The organism is Chromobacterium sp. FG89, assembly GCF_057808735.1.
The window spans coordinates 67376-83746 of sequence record NZ_JBMDIQ010000014.1; the positions used below are offsets into that span (position 1 = coordinate 67376).

General features: G+C 64.5%; 15 protein-coding genes. 2 read left to right on the top strand and 13 right to left on the bottom strand.

The window, feature by feature from the left end:
• Positions 1–354 precede the first annotated feature (354 nt).
• Positions 355–1512, bottom strand: coding sequence for an aminotransferase-like domain-containing protein (locus tag ACODRW_RS14895; RefSeq protein WP_107798533.1), 1158 nt, complete (start codon positions 1510–1512; stop codon positions 355–357).
• 86 nt (positions 1513–1598) lie between these two features.
• Between ACODRW_RS14895 and ACODRW_RS14900 the strand changes: the two genes are divergently transcribed.
• Both ACODRW_RS14900 and ACODRW_RS14905 read left to right on the top strand, forming a co-directional pair.
• Positions 1599–2066 (top strand): MarR family winged helix-turn-helix transcriptional regulator, encoded by a 468-nt coding sequence (locus tag ACODRW_RS14900; protein ID WP_199225819.1) that lies wholly within the window; start codon positions 1599–1601, stop codon positions 2064–2066.
• A 97-nt stretch (positions 2067–2163) separates the two neighbouring features.
• Positions 2164–2427 (top strand): TFIIB-type zinc ribbon-containing protein, encoded by a 264-nt coding sequence (locus tag ACODRW_RS14905; protein WP_107798532.1) that lies wholly within the window; start codon positions 2164–2166, stop codon positions 2425–2427.
• Between the two features lie 69 nt (positions 2428–2496).
• Here ACODRW_RS14905 and greB read toward each other — a convergent pair whose 3' ends face one another.
• From greB to ACODRW_RS14965, 12 genes are all read right to left on the bottom strand, one after another.
• Entirely contained in the window at positions 2497–3051 is a 555-nt protein-coding gene (gene greB, locus ACODRW_RS14910) for a transcription elongation factor GreB (protein WP_107798531.1), read from the bottom strand.
• Between the two features lie 32 nt (positions 3052–3083).
• On the bottom strand, positions 3084–3584 hold the full coding sequence (locus ACODRW_RS14915) for an NUDIX domain-containing protein (RefSeq protein ID WP_158274240.1): 501 nt from the start codon (positions 3582–3584) through the stop codon (positions 3084–3086).
• 2 nt (positions 3585–3586) lie between these two features.
• Entirely contained in the window at positions 3587–4678 is a 1092-nt protein-coding gene (locus ACODRW_RS14920) for a pseudouridine synthase (protein WP_371926296.1), read from the bottom strand.
• Between the two features lie 354 nt (positions 4679–5032).
• On the bottom strand, positions 5033–5665 hold the full coding sequence (scpB, locus tag ACODRW_RS14925; RefSeq protein WP_107798528.1) for an SMC-Scp complex subunit ScpB: 633 nt from the start codon (positions 5663–5665) through the stop codon (positions 5033–5035).
• 67 nt (positions 5666–5732) lie between these two features.
• The gene (locus tag ACODRW_RS14930; protein ID WP_107798527.1) at positions 5733–6266 is read right to left on the bottom strand and encodes a GNAT family N-acetyltransferase; all 534 of its coding nucleotides are present in this window, start codon (positions 6264–6266) and stop codon (positions 5733–5735) included.
• Between the two features lie 77 nt (positions 6267–6343).
• Positions 6344–7192 (bottom strand): segregation and condensation protein A, encoded by an 849-nt coding sequence (locus tag ACODRW_RS14935; protein WP_107798526.1) that lies wholly within the window; start codon positions 7190–7192, stop codon positions 6344–6346.
• Between the two features lie 64 nt (positions 7193–7256).
• Positions 7257–8762, bottom strand: coding sequence for a hypothetical protein (locus ACODRW_RS14940; protein ID WP_227104413.1), 1506 nt, complete (start codon positions 8760–8762; stop codon positions 7257–7259).
• A 127-nt stretch (positions 8763–8889) separates the two neighbouring features.
• Positions 8890–10785, bottom strand: a complete 1896-nt coding sequence (gene htpG / locus ACODRW_RS14945) for a molecular chaperone HtpG (protein ID WP_235087320.1) — start codon at positions 10783–10785, stop codon at positions 8890–8892.
• 161 nt (positions 10786–10946) lie between these two features.
• Positions 10947–11888, bottom strand: a complete 942-nt coding sequence (gene ispH / locus ACODRW_RS14950) for a 4-hydroxy-3-methylbut-2-enyl diphosphate reductase (protein WP_107798523.1) — start codon at positions 11886–11888, stop codon at positions 10947–10949.
• A gap of 28 nt (positions 11889–11916) precedes the next feature.
• Positions 11917–12405 (bottom strand): signal peptidase II, encoded by a 489-nt coding sequence (gene lspA / locus ACODRW_RS14955; RefSeq protein WP_048412579.1) that lies wholly within the window; start codon positions 12403–12405, stop codon positions 11917–11919.
• A 132-nt stretch (positions 12406–12537) separates the two neighbouring features.
• Positions 12538–15315 (bottom strand): isoleucine--tRNA ligase, encoded by a 2778-nt coding sequence (gene ileS / locus ACODRW_RS14960; RefSeq protein ID WP_488906079.1) that lies wholly within the window; start codon positions 15313–15315, stop codon positions 12538–12540.
• Complete coding sequence (locus tag ACODRW_RS14965) at positions 15312–16247, bottom strand: bifunctional riboflavin kinase/FAD synthetase (RefSeq protein WP_488906080.1); 936 nt, start codon at positions 16245–16247, stop codon at positions 15312–15314. The genes ileS and ACODRW_RS14965 overlap by 4 nt, the downstream gene beginning before the upstream one ends.
• Positions 16248–16371 lie beyond the last annotated feature (124 nt).

The window sequence follows — 16371 nt, forward strand, 5'->3', positions numbered from 1 at the left end:
GGCCGATCAATTAAATCTCAATCGACCTGACAATTACGGCATAAACGACCGGCAATTGTTCAATTAATTGATCCAATACCGGAAAATCTTTTATTAAAGAAAATAAATATAAGGATGACGTTCGGTAACGAAACATCCGGCGCAGGCAGCATTGTCATAATGTTCGGACATCAACCAATGCTTATGACATATTAAATTTTCTTAATAATGCGAGCCGGGCGGACAGGCGGAAGGATAGAGGGGGAAAGCGAACCGGGGCCGGATGGCGGGAAGAGAGTGTGAAGCGCCGCCTCAAGGACGAGGCGGCGCGGTTCCGCTTAAGGCGCGGACTGCGCGGAGACCTGGAGCGGCGGCTTACTCCGCGGCGGCGGTATCCCGCAGCAAGGCCGCCAGTCTGGCGATGCCGATCTCGATCCGCTCCGGCGAGGCATGGCTGAAATTCAGGCGCAGATAGCCCAGGTTCTGTTCCGGCTCGGGGAAGAAGGCCTCGCCCGGCATAAAGGCGACGTTCTGCTTCAAGGCCAGCGGCAGCAAGGCGCGGGTATCTCTCGCCCGCTTCAGCTTGAGCCAGAAAAACAGCCCGCCCCGCGGCAACTGCCAATCGGCCAGATCGCCGAAATGCCGCTGCAGCGAATCCTGCATCGCGTCGCGGCCGGCGCGATACACCTCGCGCAAGTCCAACATCCGTTGCTCATGGCCGGGGTCGCTCAGCTGGCGGGCGATGAACCACTGCGCCGGGCGGTTGGTGTGCAGATCGGTCGCCTGCTTCAGCCGCATCAGATAGGGATACAGCTCCGGCGAGGCGATCAGGAAGCCGACGCGCAGCCCAGGCGCCAGGGTTTTGGAAAAGGAGCCGGAGTAAATCCACGGCGCGCGCTTCAAATGGCTGACCAGCGGCGCCGGCGCTTCGCCGTCGTAGCTGAGCGCGCGATAAGGATCGTCCTCGATCAAGGGCACGCCGGCGGCGTCGATGACGGCCGCCAGCGCCTGCCGGTCTTCGGCGCTGTAACAGCTGCCCGCCGGATTTTGAAAGCTGGGAATCAGATAAGAGCAGCGCGCCTGAGACTCACTCAAGGCGGCGGCCAGCGCCTGCGGCTCCAGCCTGCCGTCCCGTTGCGCCACTGCGTGAACGCGGGCGCCGAACAACTTGAAAGCCTGCAAGGCCGCTAGATAAGTCGGCCCTTCGGTCACCACCGGCGTGCCGGGATCGATGAACAGCTTGGCGCATAAATCGATGCTCTGCTGCGAGCCGGACAGCACCAACACCTGCTCTGCCTCGCAAGCGATGCCCATGCGCCGCGCCTGCTCCGCGATCAAGCCGCGCAATTCCGGCTCGCCCTCGCTGGCGCCGTATTGCGCCAGGCCCGCCGGCATATCGGTGAAATCGAGCTGCGGCAAGCATTGGCCGGCCGGCAGGCCGCCGGCGAAGGAAATCATCTGCGGCTGTTGCGCCGCCGCCAGGATTTCCCGGATCAGCGACCCGCTGAGCCGTTCGATGCGCTCAGAAAACATGGTACTCTGCATAAGCTTGTCCGCAACTTTCTTACTAATGTCAATAATATTGACTCAATCTACCGACCACAGCAGGTTCCGTCAACATGGCTGACCTATCTCCGTCCGACGACATGCGCGCCGCCATGGAAGCCTTCTTCCATGCCTACAAGGCTTTCACCGATAAACCGGATGAAATGCTGGCCAAACGCGGCCTGGCGCGAGTGCACCACCGCATCCTGTTCTTCGTCGCCCGCTACCCCGGCCTGTCGGTCAAGGACCTGCTGGCCGCGCTGGGCGTGACCAAGCAGGCCATCAATATGCCGCTGCGCCAACTGCTGGAAATGGCGCTGGTGCAAAGCGTGGCCGCGCAGCACGACAAACGGGTCAAACAGCTGACGCTGACTTCGGAGGGACGCAAGCTGGAGGAAGCCCTGCACCGCGAGCAGCTGAAACTGCTGCAGACGGCGTTTGAGCAGACGGGGAAGCCGGCCACCGCCGGCTGGATGCAGATCAACCGCAGCCTGGCCTCGCACTCGCGCCCCGACGACGCGCCCTCGCGCGGCAAAGCTTGACCCTGTAGCCGCTTCATGGTTTGCAATGCGCTGGCGAGGCCCGTCCATCGCATTTTCCCGACCTACCGCGCCAGTCCGGCGCGCCGAGGAGCACGCCATGAATTGTCCCAGTTGCCAAGTCACCCTGCTGATGGGCGAACGTTTGTCCGTCGCCATCGATTACTGTCCGCAATGCCGCGGCGTCTGGCTGGCGCCCGGCCAGCTGGAGCGCCTGCTGCAAACCCAGGCTCCGGCGGCCCCCGCCGCCGCTTACGCGCCGTCCGCGCACGGTCGCGGCCATGACGACGAACACCGTCGGGACAGCCGCCACGGAGGCCATCACGGCGGCAAGCATGGCTGGCTGCGCAAGCTGCTGGACTGATCCGTCCCCGGATACAAAAACGGCCCGGACTCATGTCCGGGCCGTCTTGCCCTGCTCTTGCTCGAAGGTTCAGTCTATGCGTTCGTAACGCACTTCCAGCACCTCGATGTCTTCGTCGCCGTCCGGCCCGCGAAACAGCACTGAATCGCCCTCGCGCGCCTTCAACAGCGTCCGCGCGATAGGCGAGATCCAGCTGATGCGGCCGCGCGCCAGATCGATCTCGTCCACGCCGACGATGCGCAGCAATTGCTCGCTGCCGTCGCCGCGCTCTATCAACACGGTGGCGGAGAAGAACACCTGATCGGTCGCTTCCCGGGTTTCCGGGTCCACCACCTCGGCGATTTCCAAGCGCTTGGTCAGAAAACGGATGCGGCGGTCGATCTCGCGCAAGCGGCGCTTGCCGTACAGATAGTCGCCGTTCTCGGAGCGGTCGCCGTTGCTGGCCGCCCAGTTCACGACCTGCACCATTTCCGGCCGCTCGCGGTTGACCAGATGATAAAGCTCGTCCTTCAGCCGCTGCCAGCCGCCGGGCGTGATGTAGTTCTTGGTGGAAGCGGGCAGACGCCGCTCAACCGGAAGATCCTCTTCCGCCTCGTCGTTTTCCCTGGTAAACGCTTTGCTCATCTTCGTCCATCCATCCATGAAAAACGCCAGCATCAACGGCCGGCGGCGGGTTCCAACAAGGCCAGGCAATGCGGCAGCAGCCCCTTGGGCTTCAGCTTGATCCGCTGCAACTGCTCGCGATCCAGCCACTCCAGCGCGTAATGATTGTCCGGCCCCATCTTGGCCAGCTCCGGCCCGCCCAGCCTGAGCTCACCGGCGTGGCTGGCCGCCAGAAACACGTGTTCGACCCTGTCCTTGGCGTCCAGCACGCACAGGCTGCCGCCCAGACGGACGTTGAGCCCGGTTTCCTCGCGCGTCTCGCGCACGCAGGCGATGGCAGCCGTCTCGCGCCGCTTGATGCCGCCGCCCGGCAACACATAATAGTCCTTGCCGGGTTTGAGGCGATGCATCAGCAGGATGCGCCCGCCGTCGACGATGGCGATGGAAGCGCGCTCGCGTTTGCCGCTCGCAAGCGGAGCCGGCGCGGAGACCGGCGCCTCGCCGCGCAAGCGCGTCCAGGCGCGGGCGGCCAGGCCCCACAATAGGGCGCGCACGCTCAGCGGTGCGCCTTGGCCGAAGCCTTCTTGACCGGAGGCGCCTTCTTGCCGCCGGTAACGGTCAGATTGGACCACTTCATCACCGCGGCCACTTCAGCGGAGTTCAGTTCGTAGAACTGACCGCGCTTCAAGCGCGGAGGCAGGCCGATATTGCCGAAGCGCACGCGGATCAGCCGGCTGACGGTCAGGCCGAAGTGCTCGAACATGCGGCGCACTTCGCGGTTGCGGCCTTCCTTGATCACCACGTTGAACCATTGGTTGGCCGCCTCTTCCGGGCCGCCTTTCTGGAAGATGCGGTCAAAGCGCGCGTCGCCGTCTTCCAGCTCCACGCCGGCCACCATCTGCTTCATGATTTCCGGCGTCAGCTCGCCCAGCACCCGCACCGAGTACTCGCGCTCCACTTCGAAGCTGGGGTGCATCATGCGGTTGGCCAGCTCGCCGCTGGTGGTGATCAGCAGCAGGCCCGAGGTATTGACGTCCAGGCGGCCTATCGCCACCCAGCGGCTGGATTTGGCCTGCGGCAGGCGATCGAACACGGTGACGCGGCCTTCCGGATCGTCGCGGCTGACGATTTCGCCTTCTTCCTTGTGATACATGATCACGCGCGGCAGGCGGTCCGGCCATTTCAGTTTGATCTGGTCGCCTTTGACCATCACGCGGTCGCGCGGGCCGACGCGGTCGCCCAGGCTGGCTTTCTTGCCGTTGACCGTGACCTGGCCGGCCTCGATCCACTCTTCCATTTCACGGCGCGAGCCGACGCCGGACGCCGCCAGCGCTTTTTGCAGCCGCACCGGCTCGATGTCGTCCAGGTCCACGCGGACTTCGCGCAGGCGCTTGGCCTTGTCCTTGATGTCCTGATTGGGGCTGCGCAAGCGCAGCTTCTTGGCCTTCTGCACCAATTGCGGCCTGCCGCCCTCCGGCTTGCCCTGACGCGGCTGAGCGCCGCCCTTTCCCGCGGCCGGCTGACCCGCCGGCGCGGCGGCGTTCTTGTTGCCGAAGCGGCGTTCGTGATCCAGGGCCACGTTGCCGTTGACGTCGCCGTTGCTGTCGCGCTGGTAGGTCGGCTTGTTGCGGCCTTGCGCCTGCTGCATCTGCTGCTGTTCCTGCTCGCGGCGGCTCAGCTTGAACAGCGGCGTGCCTTCGTGCATCAGCGGGTTGCCGTAGGCGTCGCGCGCGGCGCGGCCGTTCTGCGGCGCGCGGCCCTTGCCGCCGTTGGCGCGGGCTTGGCCTTGCCGGGCGTTGGCCTCGGCCGGCTGGCCGTTGCGGTTCTTGATCATGCCGCCCTGGGTCTTGCCGCGCGGCTGAACGCCGCCGGTGCCCGGCTGGCGCGCTTGGGATGTTTCGCGACCTTTGACACGCGCCACCGGCTGGCGGGCGTGATTGCGTTGTCCTTTAGACATATGTGCTTTGCTCTTTCCGTGCGAGCAACCGGCAGAATGTCGATGTTATTCTGCGATGGGCTCGAAATTATCCGCCTCATCGTCGAGGGGGATGTCGTCTGTGGCCGCTGCCGGGCCTTGATCCCTAGGCATCGCCTCGGGCACTACCAGGCTTCCCAGCTCCGCCAACGGCGGCAGATCCTTGAGCGAGACAAAGCCCAGATCGTCCAGGAATTTTCGGGTAGTGGCATACAAGCCCGGCCTGCCGGGTACGTCCTTGTGGCCGATGACTTCGATCCAGCCGCGTTCCAGCAGAGTCTGCATCACGCCGGTGGACACCGATACGCCGCGTATCGCTTCGATATCGCCACGGGTCACAGGTTGTTTGTAGGCGATGATCGCCAAGGTTTCCATTACCGCGCGCGAGTATCGCGGCGGCTTTTCCGGGTTCAAGCGGTTCAAGTATGGCGTGAACTCCGCTCGGGCGCGAAAGCGCCATCCCGACGCCAATTTGACCAGTTCAACGCCCTTGCCCCTCCAGTCGCTCTGGATATCGTCAAGGATGTCGTTGATCAGCGCGGCTTTCACCTCTTCGGTGAACAGCTTTTTGAGCATGGCAACCGACAGAGGTTCCTGCGCGGTCAGTAACGCCGTCTCCAGCACGATCTTCAGATATTTTAGGTCGGTGATGGTGGACATTGAGCCGTGAAGCCGAAACACGTTTGCGCAGGAAACCGGACATTCTACATGAACTCTCCGTCCGGAGCTAAATTAATCCTTCCGCCATGTCGTCCCAGGCCGCCAGCGCGGTCAGGCTGTAACGTCGGAACGCCCGCCCGCCGTGCTCCATCGTTTCCAGCAACTGGCCGCCGCAGGCCTCCACCGTGCGCACCGCCGCCGGCCGGTCCGCCGGACAGACCAGCACCCAGTTGCCGTGCGCCGGCTTCTCGCCCAGCGTCTGCACGTATTGCAGCAGCACCCTGCCGTAGCCGTGGCCGCGCCAGGCCGGCAGCACTTCGAAGGCGATGTGGCCGATGCGCTCCACGATCAGCGCGCTGTCGGCCAAGCGCTGGCGGATCGCGCCTATGATCTCGGTGCGGCCGTTGATCAGGAACCAGGTGCGGCACGGCACCCAGCCCTCGGGCAGCGCCCGCCCTTCGGCGTGTTCCAGCAATTGCCCAAGCCAGGCGTCGGGGTCCGCGCCGGCGCGGCGGTAATAGTCCAGCCCTTCCTCGTGGCAGGCCTGAAAAAAAGGCCGATAGGCTGGCAGATGTTTCTGGTCGGCCGCTTCGATGTGCATGGCATGCTCTCGCAATGGATACCTGTATCCTAATCGCTGCCGCGCCAACATCAAGTGCAAATCGGCGCGCGCCCGCCTCAGACCAGCGCAATCCTGACATAAATGGGCTGGTACGGCGCCTCCTGGCTGACCTTGACCATCCCCTCCTTCACCAGTTCCAGCACCGCGATGAAGTTGACCACCAGATGGGCGACGCCCTTGTCCGCGTCGAACAGCTCTTCGAAAGGCACGTACTCGCGGCCGTCCAGATAGCGCAGAATCCAGCTCATCTGCTCGCGCACCGACAGTTCGTCCTTCTCCACCTTGTGGTGGCGATGGTGGCGCGCGCGCGACAGAATCGCCATCCACGCCTGGCGCAGATCCACCGGGCTGACGTCGGGCAGCCGCTGCTCGGCGGACTGCTCGATCAAGACCGCCAGCCAGGCGAAGTCGCGGTCGGCCTGCGGCAGCTTGTCCAGCTCCAGCCCCGCCAGCTTCATCTGCTCGTATTCCAGCAGGCGGCGCACCAGCTCGGCCCGCGGATCGTCCGGCTCGCCCTCCTCGTCCAGCTGCGGCCTGGGCAGCAGCAAGCGCGACTTGATCTCGATCAGCAGCGCCGCCATCAGCAGGTATTCGGCGGCCAGTTCCAGACGCCCGTCGCGCATCGCGTCGATATAGGCCATGTACTGGACGGTGATGTCCGCCATCGGGATGTTCAGCACGTCCAGATTCTGTTTGCGGATCAGATAAAGCAGCAGGTCCAGCGGGCCTTCGAAGCTGTCCAGAATCACTTGCAACGCGTCCGGCGGGATGAACAAATCCTGCGGCACTTCCAGCACCGGCTGGCCGAACACGTGCGCGATCGGCACGCTGGGCGGCAATTCCGGCGCGGTCAGCTGAAAATCGTCGGCCGAAGACCGGGCTTCGGGAAGGGGGGCGTTGCTCATGGCGGCAAGGATACCAGCACTGGCCGGCGCCGTGGCGGAACTTGTCCGCCGCCGGGCCCGCCGCTCAAACGGCCGCGTCGGCGGGCAGCAGCTCGTCTATCTTGATTTCCACGAATTGATAATGCGCGGTCTGCTGCAATAAGCGCAGCGCGCGCACCCGGCACTCGCCGTCTGCGCCTCGCAGATGAAACGGCCGCATGGCCTGATACAGGCGGCCCGGCAACACCAGGATGCCGGAATGGCGGAAATGGCGCTCGGCCTGCATGCGCAGCGCCGGCTCGAAACCGCCGGCCGCGTGGCTGGTGACCGCGGCGACTTCGACCGCCTGCGGCCGCTTGCCGATGAACTCTATCCCGCACTCGGTCTGCATGTCCTCGCCGCCGAAGCTGACCCAGCGCACCAGGCCCAGCTGCCAGCCGAAGCCCCGGCGGCGCAGCATCACCACCTCGCCGGCGCGCAAGGGCTGCCGCAAGGATTCGCCCTGCAGCAACAGGCCGGAAGCGCTGAGATTGCTGATCTGCAAACGGCAGGGCTCCAGTTCGCCGTCGGCCGGCTCGCCGGCGGCCAGCCGCCAGCAGCGCGGCAGCAGGCTGACCAGCTCTACGGTTTCGACGCTGAGCCGGCGCAGCCGGACATGGCGCCGGCGCGGCGGCGCGCCCCACTCCTGACGCAGACGCGCCAGCAGCCAGGCTTCGTGGCCGTCGTCCAGGCCCTGTCGCTGGCGCTGACGGCCCAATTCGTCCAGGCGCTCCAGCAAGCGGCCGGCGTCCAGCCGCCACCACACGCCGTCGCCGTCCAGGTCCAGTTCGGCGCAGAAGCGCGCCGGCCGGTCGGCGTCGGCGCGGAAGGCCAGCGCGCCGTCCTCGCCCAGCGGCTGATCCAGCTGCTCCACGCGCAGCAGGCCGGCGTGCTGCTCCAGCCATTGCAGCAGCAGGGCGATCTTGGCCGCCTCCAGCCGGTTGCTGGCGGTCATGCCCAACAACATCAGCCGGCGGTAGCTGAGCCCCGGCGCCGCCGCGCCGCCCTGCGCCTGCCGGCCCTCCCAGCCCTGGGCCAGCGCGTAGGCGTACAGGCGGTGGCAATCGCGCCAGAAGCCCTTGTGCAGCGGCGCGTAGCTGCGCGCGTGCAGCGCCAGCAAATCGTAGCCGCTGGCCAGCGCCAGTTGCAGAGCCTCCAGCCGCGGGCGCGAGCTGGAAAAACGGCCGGTCTCCTGCGCGCTGAACGTCTGGGCCAGCAGCTTGCACTGCTCATGCCATTGCCGCAGCACATGGCGGGCCGACTGCAAGGCCGCGCGCGCCTCCGGGGTGCAGGACAGATCCTGCCGTGCTGCGCCGCGCTCCAGCCGCGCCGCCAGCGCGGCCAACGGCGCTCTCAACGCCTGCAGCAGTTGCAGGCGTTCCGCCGGCGCCAAGGCCGAACGCTGCCATTGCGCCAGCCACTGGCCGGCCTTGTCCGCGGCGAGGGCGGCCGGCTGCGCCGCCAGCGCCTCCAATTGCGCCTGGACCGCCTTGAGGTCCAGTGCCAGCCAAGGGCCATCCGGCAGGGCGTGAATCAGCGACAGTTCCATCATGACCAGGTCATAGCGAGAGAGAAGCCGCCGATGATACGCCCCGCCATGATTTTTGGCGCGGCATTATTGCCAGCGCAAAAAAATGCCCCGCGCTCGGCGGGGCATTGCTGCGGAAGCGGCGTCCAGCTTAAGCCGACAGCTCCAGCATCAGCTTGTTGATGCGCTTGACGAAGGCGGCCGGGTCTTCCAGCTTGCCACCCTCCGCCAGCAGGGCCTGGTCGTACAGCACCTGGGCCAGATCGCCGGCGCGCGCCTCGTCGGCCTCCTCGGCCAATCGTTTCACCAGCACGTGCTCGGGGTTGATCTCCAGCGTGGGCTTGCTGGCTTCCACCGGCTGGCCCGCCGCTTTCAGCATGCGCTCCAGATGGGCGCTCATATCGTGCTCGCCGGCCACCAGGCAGGCCGGGCTCTCGGTCAGGCGGGCGGTGGCGCGCACTTCCTTGACGCGGTCGGCCAGGGCTTTCTGCACTTTCTCCACCACCGGCTTGGCGCTTTCCTCCACCTGCTTTTGCGCTTCCTTGTCGGCTTCGTCTTCCAGCGCGCCCAGATCCAGCGCGCCCTTGGCCACGGACTGCAGCGCCTTGCCGTCGAATTCGAACAGCGAACCCGCCACCCACTCGTCGACGCGGTCGGTCAGCAGCAGCACCTCGACGCCCTTCTTCTTGAACACTTCCAGATGCGGGCTGTTCTTGGCCGCGGCCAGGGTGTCGGCGGTGATGTAATAGATTTTGTCCTGGCCTTCCTTCATCCGGCCGACGTAGTCGCCCAGCGTTACCGCCGGTTCGGCGCCTTCGGACGCGGTGGAGACGAAGCGCAGCAGCTTGGCGATGCGCTCCTTATTGGCCATGTCCTCGCCGACGCCCTCTTTCAGCACCTGGCCGAACTCTTGCCAGAACTCGGTGTATTTTTCCGGCTGATTGGCGGCGAGGTCTTCCAGCAGGCCCAGCACTTTCTTGACGCAGCCGTTGCGGATGGCGTCGATGTCCTTGCTTTCCTGCAGGATCTCGCGCGATACGTTCAGCGGCAGGTCGTTGCTGTCTATCACCCCGCGCACGAAGCGCAGGTAGTGCGGCATCAGCTTCTCGGTGTCTTCCATGATGAAGACGCGACGCACATAGAGTTTGACGCCCTGCTTGCGCTCGCGGTCGAACAGATCGAAGGGCGCGCGCGACGGGATGTAGAGCAGTTCGGTGTATTCCTGGCGGCCCTCGACGCGAGCGTGGCTCCAGGCCAGCGGGTCGGTGAAATCGTGGGCGACGTGCTTGTAGAATTCCTTGTACTGCTCTTCGCTGATCTCGCTCTTGCCGCGGGTCCACAGCGCGGAGGCGGAGTTGACCGCTTCCATTTCGTCGCTGACGATGACTTCGCCGTTTTCGCCGTAGCTATTGCCCTTTTTCATCTCGATCGGGATCGAGATATGGTCGGAGTACTTGCGGACGATGCCTTTGAGCTTCCAGTCGTTCAGCAGCTCGTCCTCGCCCTCTTTCAGGTGCAACACGATCTCGGTGCCGCGGCCGGCCTTTTCCACCTGTTCCAGCGTGTATTCGCCGGCGCCCTGGGATTCCCAGCGCGTGGCGGCGGCGTCGCCGGCGCGGCGGGTGGTCAGCGTGACCTTGTCCGCCACGATGAAGGCGGAGTAGAAGCCGACGCCGAACTGGCCGATCAGATTGGCGTCCCTTTTGGCGTCGCCGGACAGCTGCTCGAAAAAGGCCTTGGTGCCGGACTTGGCGATGGTGCCGATATTGGCGATGACTTCGTCGCGGCTCATGCCGATGCCGTTGTCGGCGATGGTCAGCGTGCGCGCCTCGGCGTCGTAGCCGATGGTGATCTTCAGCTCCGGCTCGTTTTCAAACAGCTCGGGCTTGGCCAGACCTTCGAAGCGCAGCTTGTCGGCGGCGTCCGAGGCGTTGGAAATCAGTTCACGCAGGAAGATTTCCTTGTTGGAGTACAAGGAGTGGATCATCAGCTGCAGCAGCTGCTTGACTTCGGTCTGAAAACCCAGGGTTTCTTTCAATGCGCTCATGGTGACTTAAACAAGAGTTGGTCAACGATGCGCATCAGATAAGGGCTGTCCCGGGGTTTTCAATACCCCTGCCTGCAACCCAGGATCGTCGCCGCGCGAACATGAAAAAGCCCCGCGACGAAATCGCGGGGCGGTTTGGCCTTTGGACCCGCCGGGCGGGCTTAGGCGCGCTTGTCTTCGCGCAGGGCCGGCGGCAGCGCGAACACAGTGTTTTCCTCCACGCCGTCCAGCTCGCTGACGCTGTCCGCGCCGAAAGCCTTGATCTGGTCTATCACCGCCTGCACCAGCACTTCCGGCGCGCTGGCGCCGGCGGTGACGCCGACGCGCCGCTTGCCGACGAACCAGGCTTCCACCAGTTGGCCGGCGTTGTCCACCATATAGGCGTCCACGCCCTTGAGCGCGGCCACTTCGCGCAAGCGGTTGGAGTTGGAGCTGTTGGGCGATCCCACCACCACCACGATGTCGCACTCGTCGGCCAGCACCTTCACCGCGTCCTGCCGGTTTTGCGTGGCGTAGCAGATATCGTCTTTTTTCGGGCTGGAGATCTCGGGGAAGCGCGCTTTCAGCGCGGCGATGATGTCTCGGGTCTCGTCCACCGACAGCGTGGTCTGGCTGACGTAGGACAGCGCCGCCGGGTTGCGCACTTGCAGCTTGGCGACATCGGCGACGTTTTCCACCAGATACATGCCGCCGTCCACCTGGCCCATGGTGCCCTCCACCTCGGGGTGGCCGGCGTGGCCTATCATGACGATCTCCATGCCCGCCTTGTTCATGCGCTTGACTTCGACATGCACTTTGGTGACCAGCGGACAGGTGGCGTCGAACACCTGCAGGCCCAGCAGCGCCGCCTCTTCGCGCACCGACAGCGGCACGCCGTGAGCGGAGTACACCAGGGTGCTGCCACTGGGCACGTCTTTCAATTCTTCGATGAACACCGCGCCCTTGGCGCGCAGGTTCTCCACGACGAAGCGGTTATGCACCACTTCGTGGCGCACGTAGATCGGCGCGCCGTAGAGTTCGATCGCCCGCTCGACGATGGCGATGGCCCGGTCCACCCCGGCGCAGAAGCCGCGCGGGTTGGCCAGCATGATGGTCTTCGTCATCACTCAATCCTTGCTCAAGCCGCGGCGCTCAGGCGCGCGGCTTTCTGAAACTGTCCAGCACCATCAAGGCGGCTCCCACGCAGATGAAGGAGTCAGCCAGATTGAAGGCCGGGTACGACCAGCTGCTGTAGTAATGCACCTGGATGAAATCGATCACATGGCCATGGACGATGCGGTCTATCACATTGCCGAGCGCGCCGCCCATGATGAAGGCCGCAGCCAGGTTCATCAGTCCGCTGAAGCGGTTCTTGAAGATATTCCAGCCCAGCCAGCCGGACACCGCGAAAGCCAGACCGGAAAACAGATACTTCTGCCAGCCGCCGGCGTCGTGCAGGAAGCTGAACGCCGCGCCCGGATTGTACAGCAAGGTAAACCCGAAAAAGCCGGGAATGATTTCCCGGACTTCGCCGTACTGGTAATTGCCGTTGAAATAGATCTTGGTCAATTGATCCAGCAGCACGATCACCGCGGCCAGCGCAAACCACTTCGGCCATTGCTTGGCCTTGGGCATAGTCATTGCAGATTCCATCAGACCTTTCCACGACGCGAAGCGGAACTCCGCGCACTCTATATCAAAGCGCCGGAAGCCCGGAACGCTGAGCGTTCCCATGCTTCCGGCCCGGCCGTGCCGCCGCGTCGTCGACGCGGATCAGGCGAAGCGGCGCGTCTCGCCCTTGCCGTCGATATTGTCCACGCAACGGCCGCACACCGCGCCGTGGCCGGCGTGACTGCCGACGTCGGCGCGATAGTGCCAGCAACGCTCGCACTTCTGCTGCGTCGACGACGCCACGCTGACGCGGGTTTGCTCGCCTTGCTTGACGCTGGCTTTAGAGACAATCAGCACGAACTTGAGTTCATCACCCAAAGCGTTCAACCACTGCGACAGCTCGCCGTCGGCCTCGATTTCGATCTCCGCCTGCAGCGAGGAGCCCAGCTGATCGGCGCTGCGCAGCGCTTCGATCTGCTTGTTGACCTGGGCGCGCAGCTCGCGGATGGCCTGCCACTTGGCGGACAAGGCCGCTTCGCGCTCGGCGGACTGGGCCGGGAACTCATGCCAGACGTGATACAGCGGCGATTCTTCCTCGCTGTCCACCAGCACGTTCCACGCCTCGTCGGCGGTGAAGCACAGGATGGGCGCCACCAGCAAGAGCAGGCTGCGGGTGATGTGGTACAGCGCGGTCTGAGCGCTGCGGCGCGCGTGGCTGTCCGCCTTGGTGGTGTACAAACGGTCCTTGATCACGTCCAGGTAGAAGGCGCCCAGATCCTCGGAGCAATAACCCACCACCTCCTGCACCACATGGTGGAAGGCGTAGCGCGAGTACAGTTCGCCCGCCGCCTTTTCCTGCACTTCGCGCGCGCGCAGCAGCGCGTACTGGTCCAGTTCCACCATATTGGCCAGCGGCACGGCGTGTTCCAGCGGATCGAAATCCGACAGATTGGACAGCAGGAAGCGGATGGTGTTGCGCAGACGGCGATAGCTTTCCGTCGTGCGCTTCAGGATTTCCTGCGACAGCGACATATCGCCGGAGTAGTCGGCGCTGGCCACCCACAGGCGCAGGATGTCGGCGCCCAGGGTGCCGCAGATCTCTTCCGGCGCAATGCCGTTGCCGCGCGACTTGGACATCTTGTAGCCCTTGTCGTCCACGGTGAAGCCGTGGGTCAGCAACTGCTTGTACGGCGCGCGGCCTATGGTGGCGCAACCGGTTTTCAGCGAGGACTGGAACCAGCCGCGATGCTGGTCGGAACCCTCCAGGTACAGATCCGCCGGCCAGGCCAGTTCGGCGCGCTGCTTGAGCACGGCGAAATGGGTGGAGCCGGAATCGAACCACACGTCCAGGGTGTCGGACAGCTTGCGGTACTGCTCGGCCTCCTCGCCCAGCAACTCCTTGGCGTCCAGGCTGAACCAGGCTTCAATGCCCTGCTGCTCGATGCGCAACGCCACTTCTTCCAGCAATTGCGCCGTGCGCGGGTGCAGCTCGCCGCTTTCCTTGTGGATGAAGAAGGTCATCGGCACGCCCCAATTGCGCTGGCGCGACACGCACCAGTCAGGGCTGTTCTTGATCATCGCGTCCAGGCGCGCGCGGCCCCAGGCCGGGAAGAACTCGGTAGCGTCCACCGCGCGCTGGCTGATGGAGCGCAGGGTCTCGCCGCCGTGGCCGGCCTTGTCCATGCCGATGAACCACTGCGGCGTGGCGCGGAAAATGATGGGGGTCTTGTGACGCCAGCAATGCGGGTAGCTGTGCTCCAGCTTGGCCTTGTGCACCAGCGCGCCGTGCTCTTCCAGCGTTTCGATGATGCGCGGATTGGCGTCCCAGACCAGCAGGCCGGCGAACAGCTCGGTGCCGGTCTTGTAACGGCCGTTGTCCGCCACCGGGTTGGCCACCGGCAGCTTGTAATGCAGGCCGGCCTGGAAGTCTTCCAAACCGTGGGCCGGCGCGGTGTGCACCAGGCCGGTGCCGGCGTCGGTGGTCACGTGGTCGCCCAGGATCACCGGCACTTGGCGCGCGTAGAACGGGTGTTGCAGCTGCAAGAGCTCCAGCGCCCGGCCCTTGGCCTCGCCCAACACCTGGCAGCTCTCGACGCCGTAGCGCTTCAAGGCCGCCTCGGCCAGCTCCTTGGCCAGGATCAGCTTGCCCTTGGGCGTGTCCAGCAATTGATAAACCAGTTCGGCGCCGGCGGCGACCGCCTGGTTGGCCGGCAAGGTCCACGGCGTGGTGGTCCAGATCACCGCCATCGCGCCGGAGGCGTCGGCGCCGAAGGCTTGGCCCGCCTTGTCCGCGTCCACCACCTTGAAGCCGACGTCGATCGCCGGCGACAGCTTGTCCTCATACTCGACTTCGGCCTCGGCCAGCGAGGAGCCGCACTCGATGCACCAGTGCACCGGCTTCTCGCCCTTGGTCAGATAGCCGTTCTCGAAGATCTTGCCGAGGGTGCGCACGATGTCGGCCTCGGTCTTGAAATCCATGGTCAGATAGGGATTGTCCCAATCGCCCAGCACGCCCAGGCGGATGAAGCCCTTCTTCTGGCGCGCCACTTGCTCTTTCGCGTATTCGCGGCACAGCTCGCGGAATTTGGCGGCGGGAATGTCCTTGCCGTGCAGCTTCTCCACCATCAGCTCGATGGGCAAGCCGTGACAGTCCCAGCCCGGCACATAGGGCGCGTCGAAACCGGCCAGCGTCTTGGAGCGGACGATGATGTCCTTCAGCACCTTGTTGACCGCGTGGCCCAGGTGGATGTCGTTGTTGGCGTACGGAGGGCCGTCGTGCAGGATGAACTTGGGACGACCGGCGGAGAGCTTGCGCAGCTTCTCGTAGCGCTTCTCCTCCTGCCAGCGCTTGACCCAGGCCGGTTCGCGTTTGGCCAGATCCCCGCGCATGGCGAAGGGGGTATCCAGCAGGTTTACGGTTTTTCGATAATCGATGCTCATGCCTGCTCTCGCTGCAAACTTGTCAAATAGGTCTTGGCGCTGGCCGCGTCTTTTTCGATCTGAGCGATCAGCGCCGATAAATCATCATACCGCGCCTCGTCGCGCAGTTTCTTCAGGAATCGCACCGTCAGCCGCTGGCCGTAGAGATCGCCGGCGAAATCGAACAGATGCACTTCCAGTTTGTAGTCCGGGGTATCGCTGACCGTCGGGTTCAAACCCAGACTGGCCACGCCGCCCAGCACGCCGGCGTCGGTCTCCGCCTGCACCACGAACACGCCCTGCAAGGCTGGACGCAAATGCGGCAGATGGATGTTGGCCGTGGGGAAACCTATGGTGCGGCCCAGTTTCTTGCCGTGCACCACACGGCCGGAAATCTGGTACTCGCGCCCCAGCAGGCTTTCCGCGCCGCTCAAATCGCCGGCGGCCAGCCGCTCGCGCACCAGGCTACTGGACGCTCGCTCGCCCTTGGCCAGCACCGTCGGCATCGCCTCGGTGACGAAATGGGGACAGGAGCTCAACATCTCGAAGTGGCCCTGCCGCTTGGCGCCGAACTGGAAGTCGTCGCCGATCAGCAAATACTTGGTCTGCAGGCCCTGCACCAGGACTTTGTCGATGAAGTCCTGCGCCGACATGCCGGCGAAACCGTGGTTGAAGCGATAGACGAACACATAGTCGACCAGGCCCAGCCGCTGCAAGAAAGCCAGTTTGTCGCGCAGCGTTGACAGGCGGCCGGGCGGCTTGTCGCGCGCGAAGAACTCCCGCGGATGGGGTTCAAAGGTCAACAGAGCCGTCGGCAAGCCGCGCGCGTCGGCTTCCAGCCGCAGGCGCTGCAGCATTTTCTGATGGCCAAGGTGCACGCCGTCGAAATTGCCGATGGTCAAGGCGCAGGCTGGCAGCTGATAACGCCGCGGATCTCCAAAAAATACCTGCATGTGCTGGTCTTATTGCGTCCTGAAAACCTTCGATTGTATCTGCCAGCCACGGATAGCGTCCAGACATGAAACGCAATTGGGGCGGCGACGGCGAAAGGAGCCCGCCCTCCGCCGTCCAATGCAA

Bases quoted from the DNA above. Each gene is read 5' to 3' on its own strand.
- ACODRW_RS14895 (WP_107798533.1), bottom strand. From the start codon at position 1,512: ATGTTTTCTGAGCGCATCGAACGGCTCAGCGGGTCGCTGATCCGGGAA.
- ACODRW_RS14900 (WP_199225819.1), top strand. From the start codon at position 1,599: ATGGCTGACCTATCTCCGTCCGACGACATGCGCGCCGCCATGGAAGCC.
- ACODRW_RS14935 (WP_107798526.1), bottom strand. From the start codon at position 7,192: ATGAGCAACGCCCCCCTTCCCGAAGCCCGGTCTTCGGCCGACGATTTT.
- htpG (WP_235087320.1), bottom strand. From the start codon at position 10,785: ATGAGCGCATTGAAAGAAACCCTGGGTTTTCAGACCGAAGTCAAGCAG.
- ACODRW_RS14940 (WP_227104413.1), bottom strand. From the start codon at position 8,762: ATGATGGAACTGTCGCTGATTCACGCCCTGCCGGATGGCCCTTGGCTG.
- ACODRW_RS14965 (WP_488906080.1), bottom strand. From the start codon at position 16,247: ATGCAGGTATTTTTTGGAGATCCGCGGCGTTATCAGCTGCCAGCCTGC.
- greB (WP_107798531.1), bottom strand. From the start codon at position 3,051: ATGAGCAAAGCGTTTACCAGGGAAAACGACGAGGCGGAAGAGGATCTT.
- ileS (WP_488906079.1), bottom strand. From the start codon at position 15,315: ATGAGCATCGATTATCGAAAAACCGTAAACCTGCTGGATACCCCCTTC.
- ACODRW_RS14930 (WP_107798527.1), bottom strand. From the start codon at position 6,266: ATGCACATCGAAGCGGCCGACCAGAAACATCTGCCAGCCTATCGGCCT.
- ispH (WP_107798523.1), bottom strand. From the start codon at position 11,888: ATGACGAAGACCATCATGCTGGCCAACCCGCGCGGCTTCTGCGCCGGG.
- scpB (WP_107798528.1), bottom strand. From the start codon at position 5,665: ATGTCCACCATCACCGACCTAAAATATCTGAAGATCGTGCTGGAGACG.
- lspA (WP_048412579.1), bottom strand. From the start codon at position 12,405: ATGACTATGCCCAAGGCCAAGCAATGGCCGAAGTGGTTTGCGCTGGCC.
- ACODRW_RS14905 (WP_107798532.1), top strand. From the start codon at position 2,164: ATGAATTGTCCCAGTTGCCAAGTCACCCTGCTGATGGGCGAACGTTTG.
- ACODRW_RS14920 (WP_371926296.1), bottom strand. From the start codon at position 4,678: ATGCAGCAGGCGCAAGGCCGCAACAAGCCGACCTACCAGCGCGACAGC.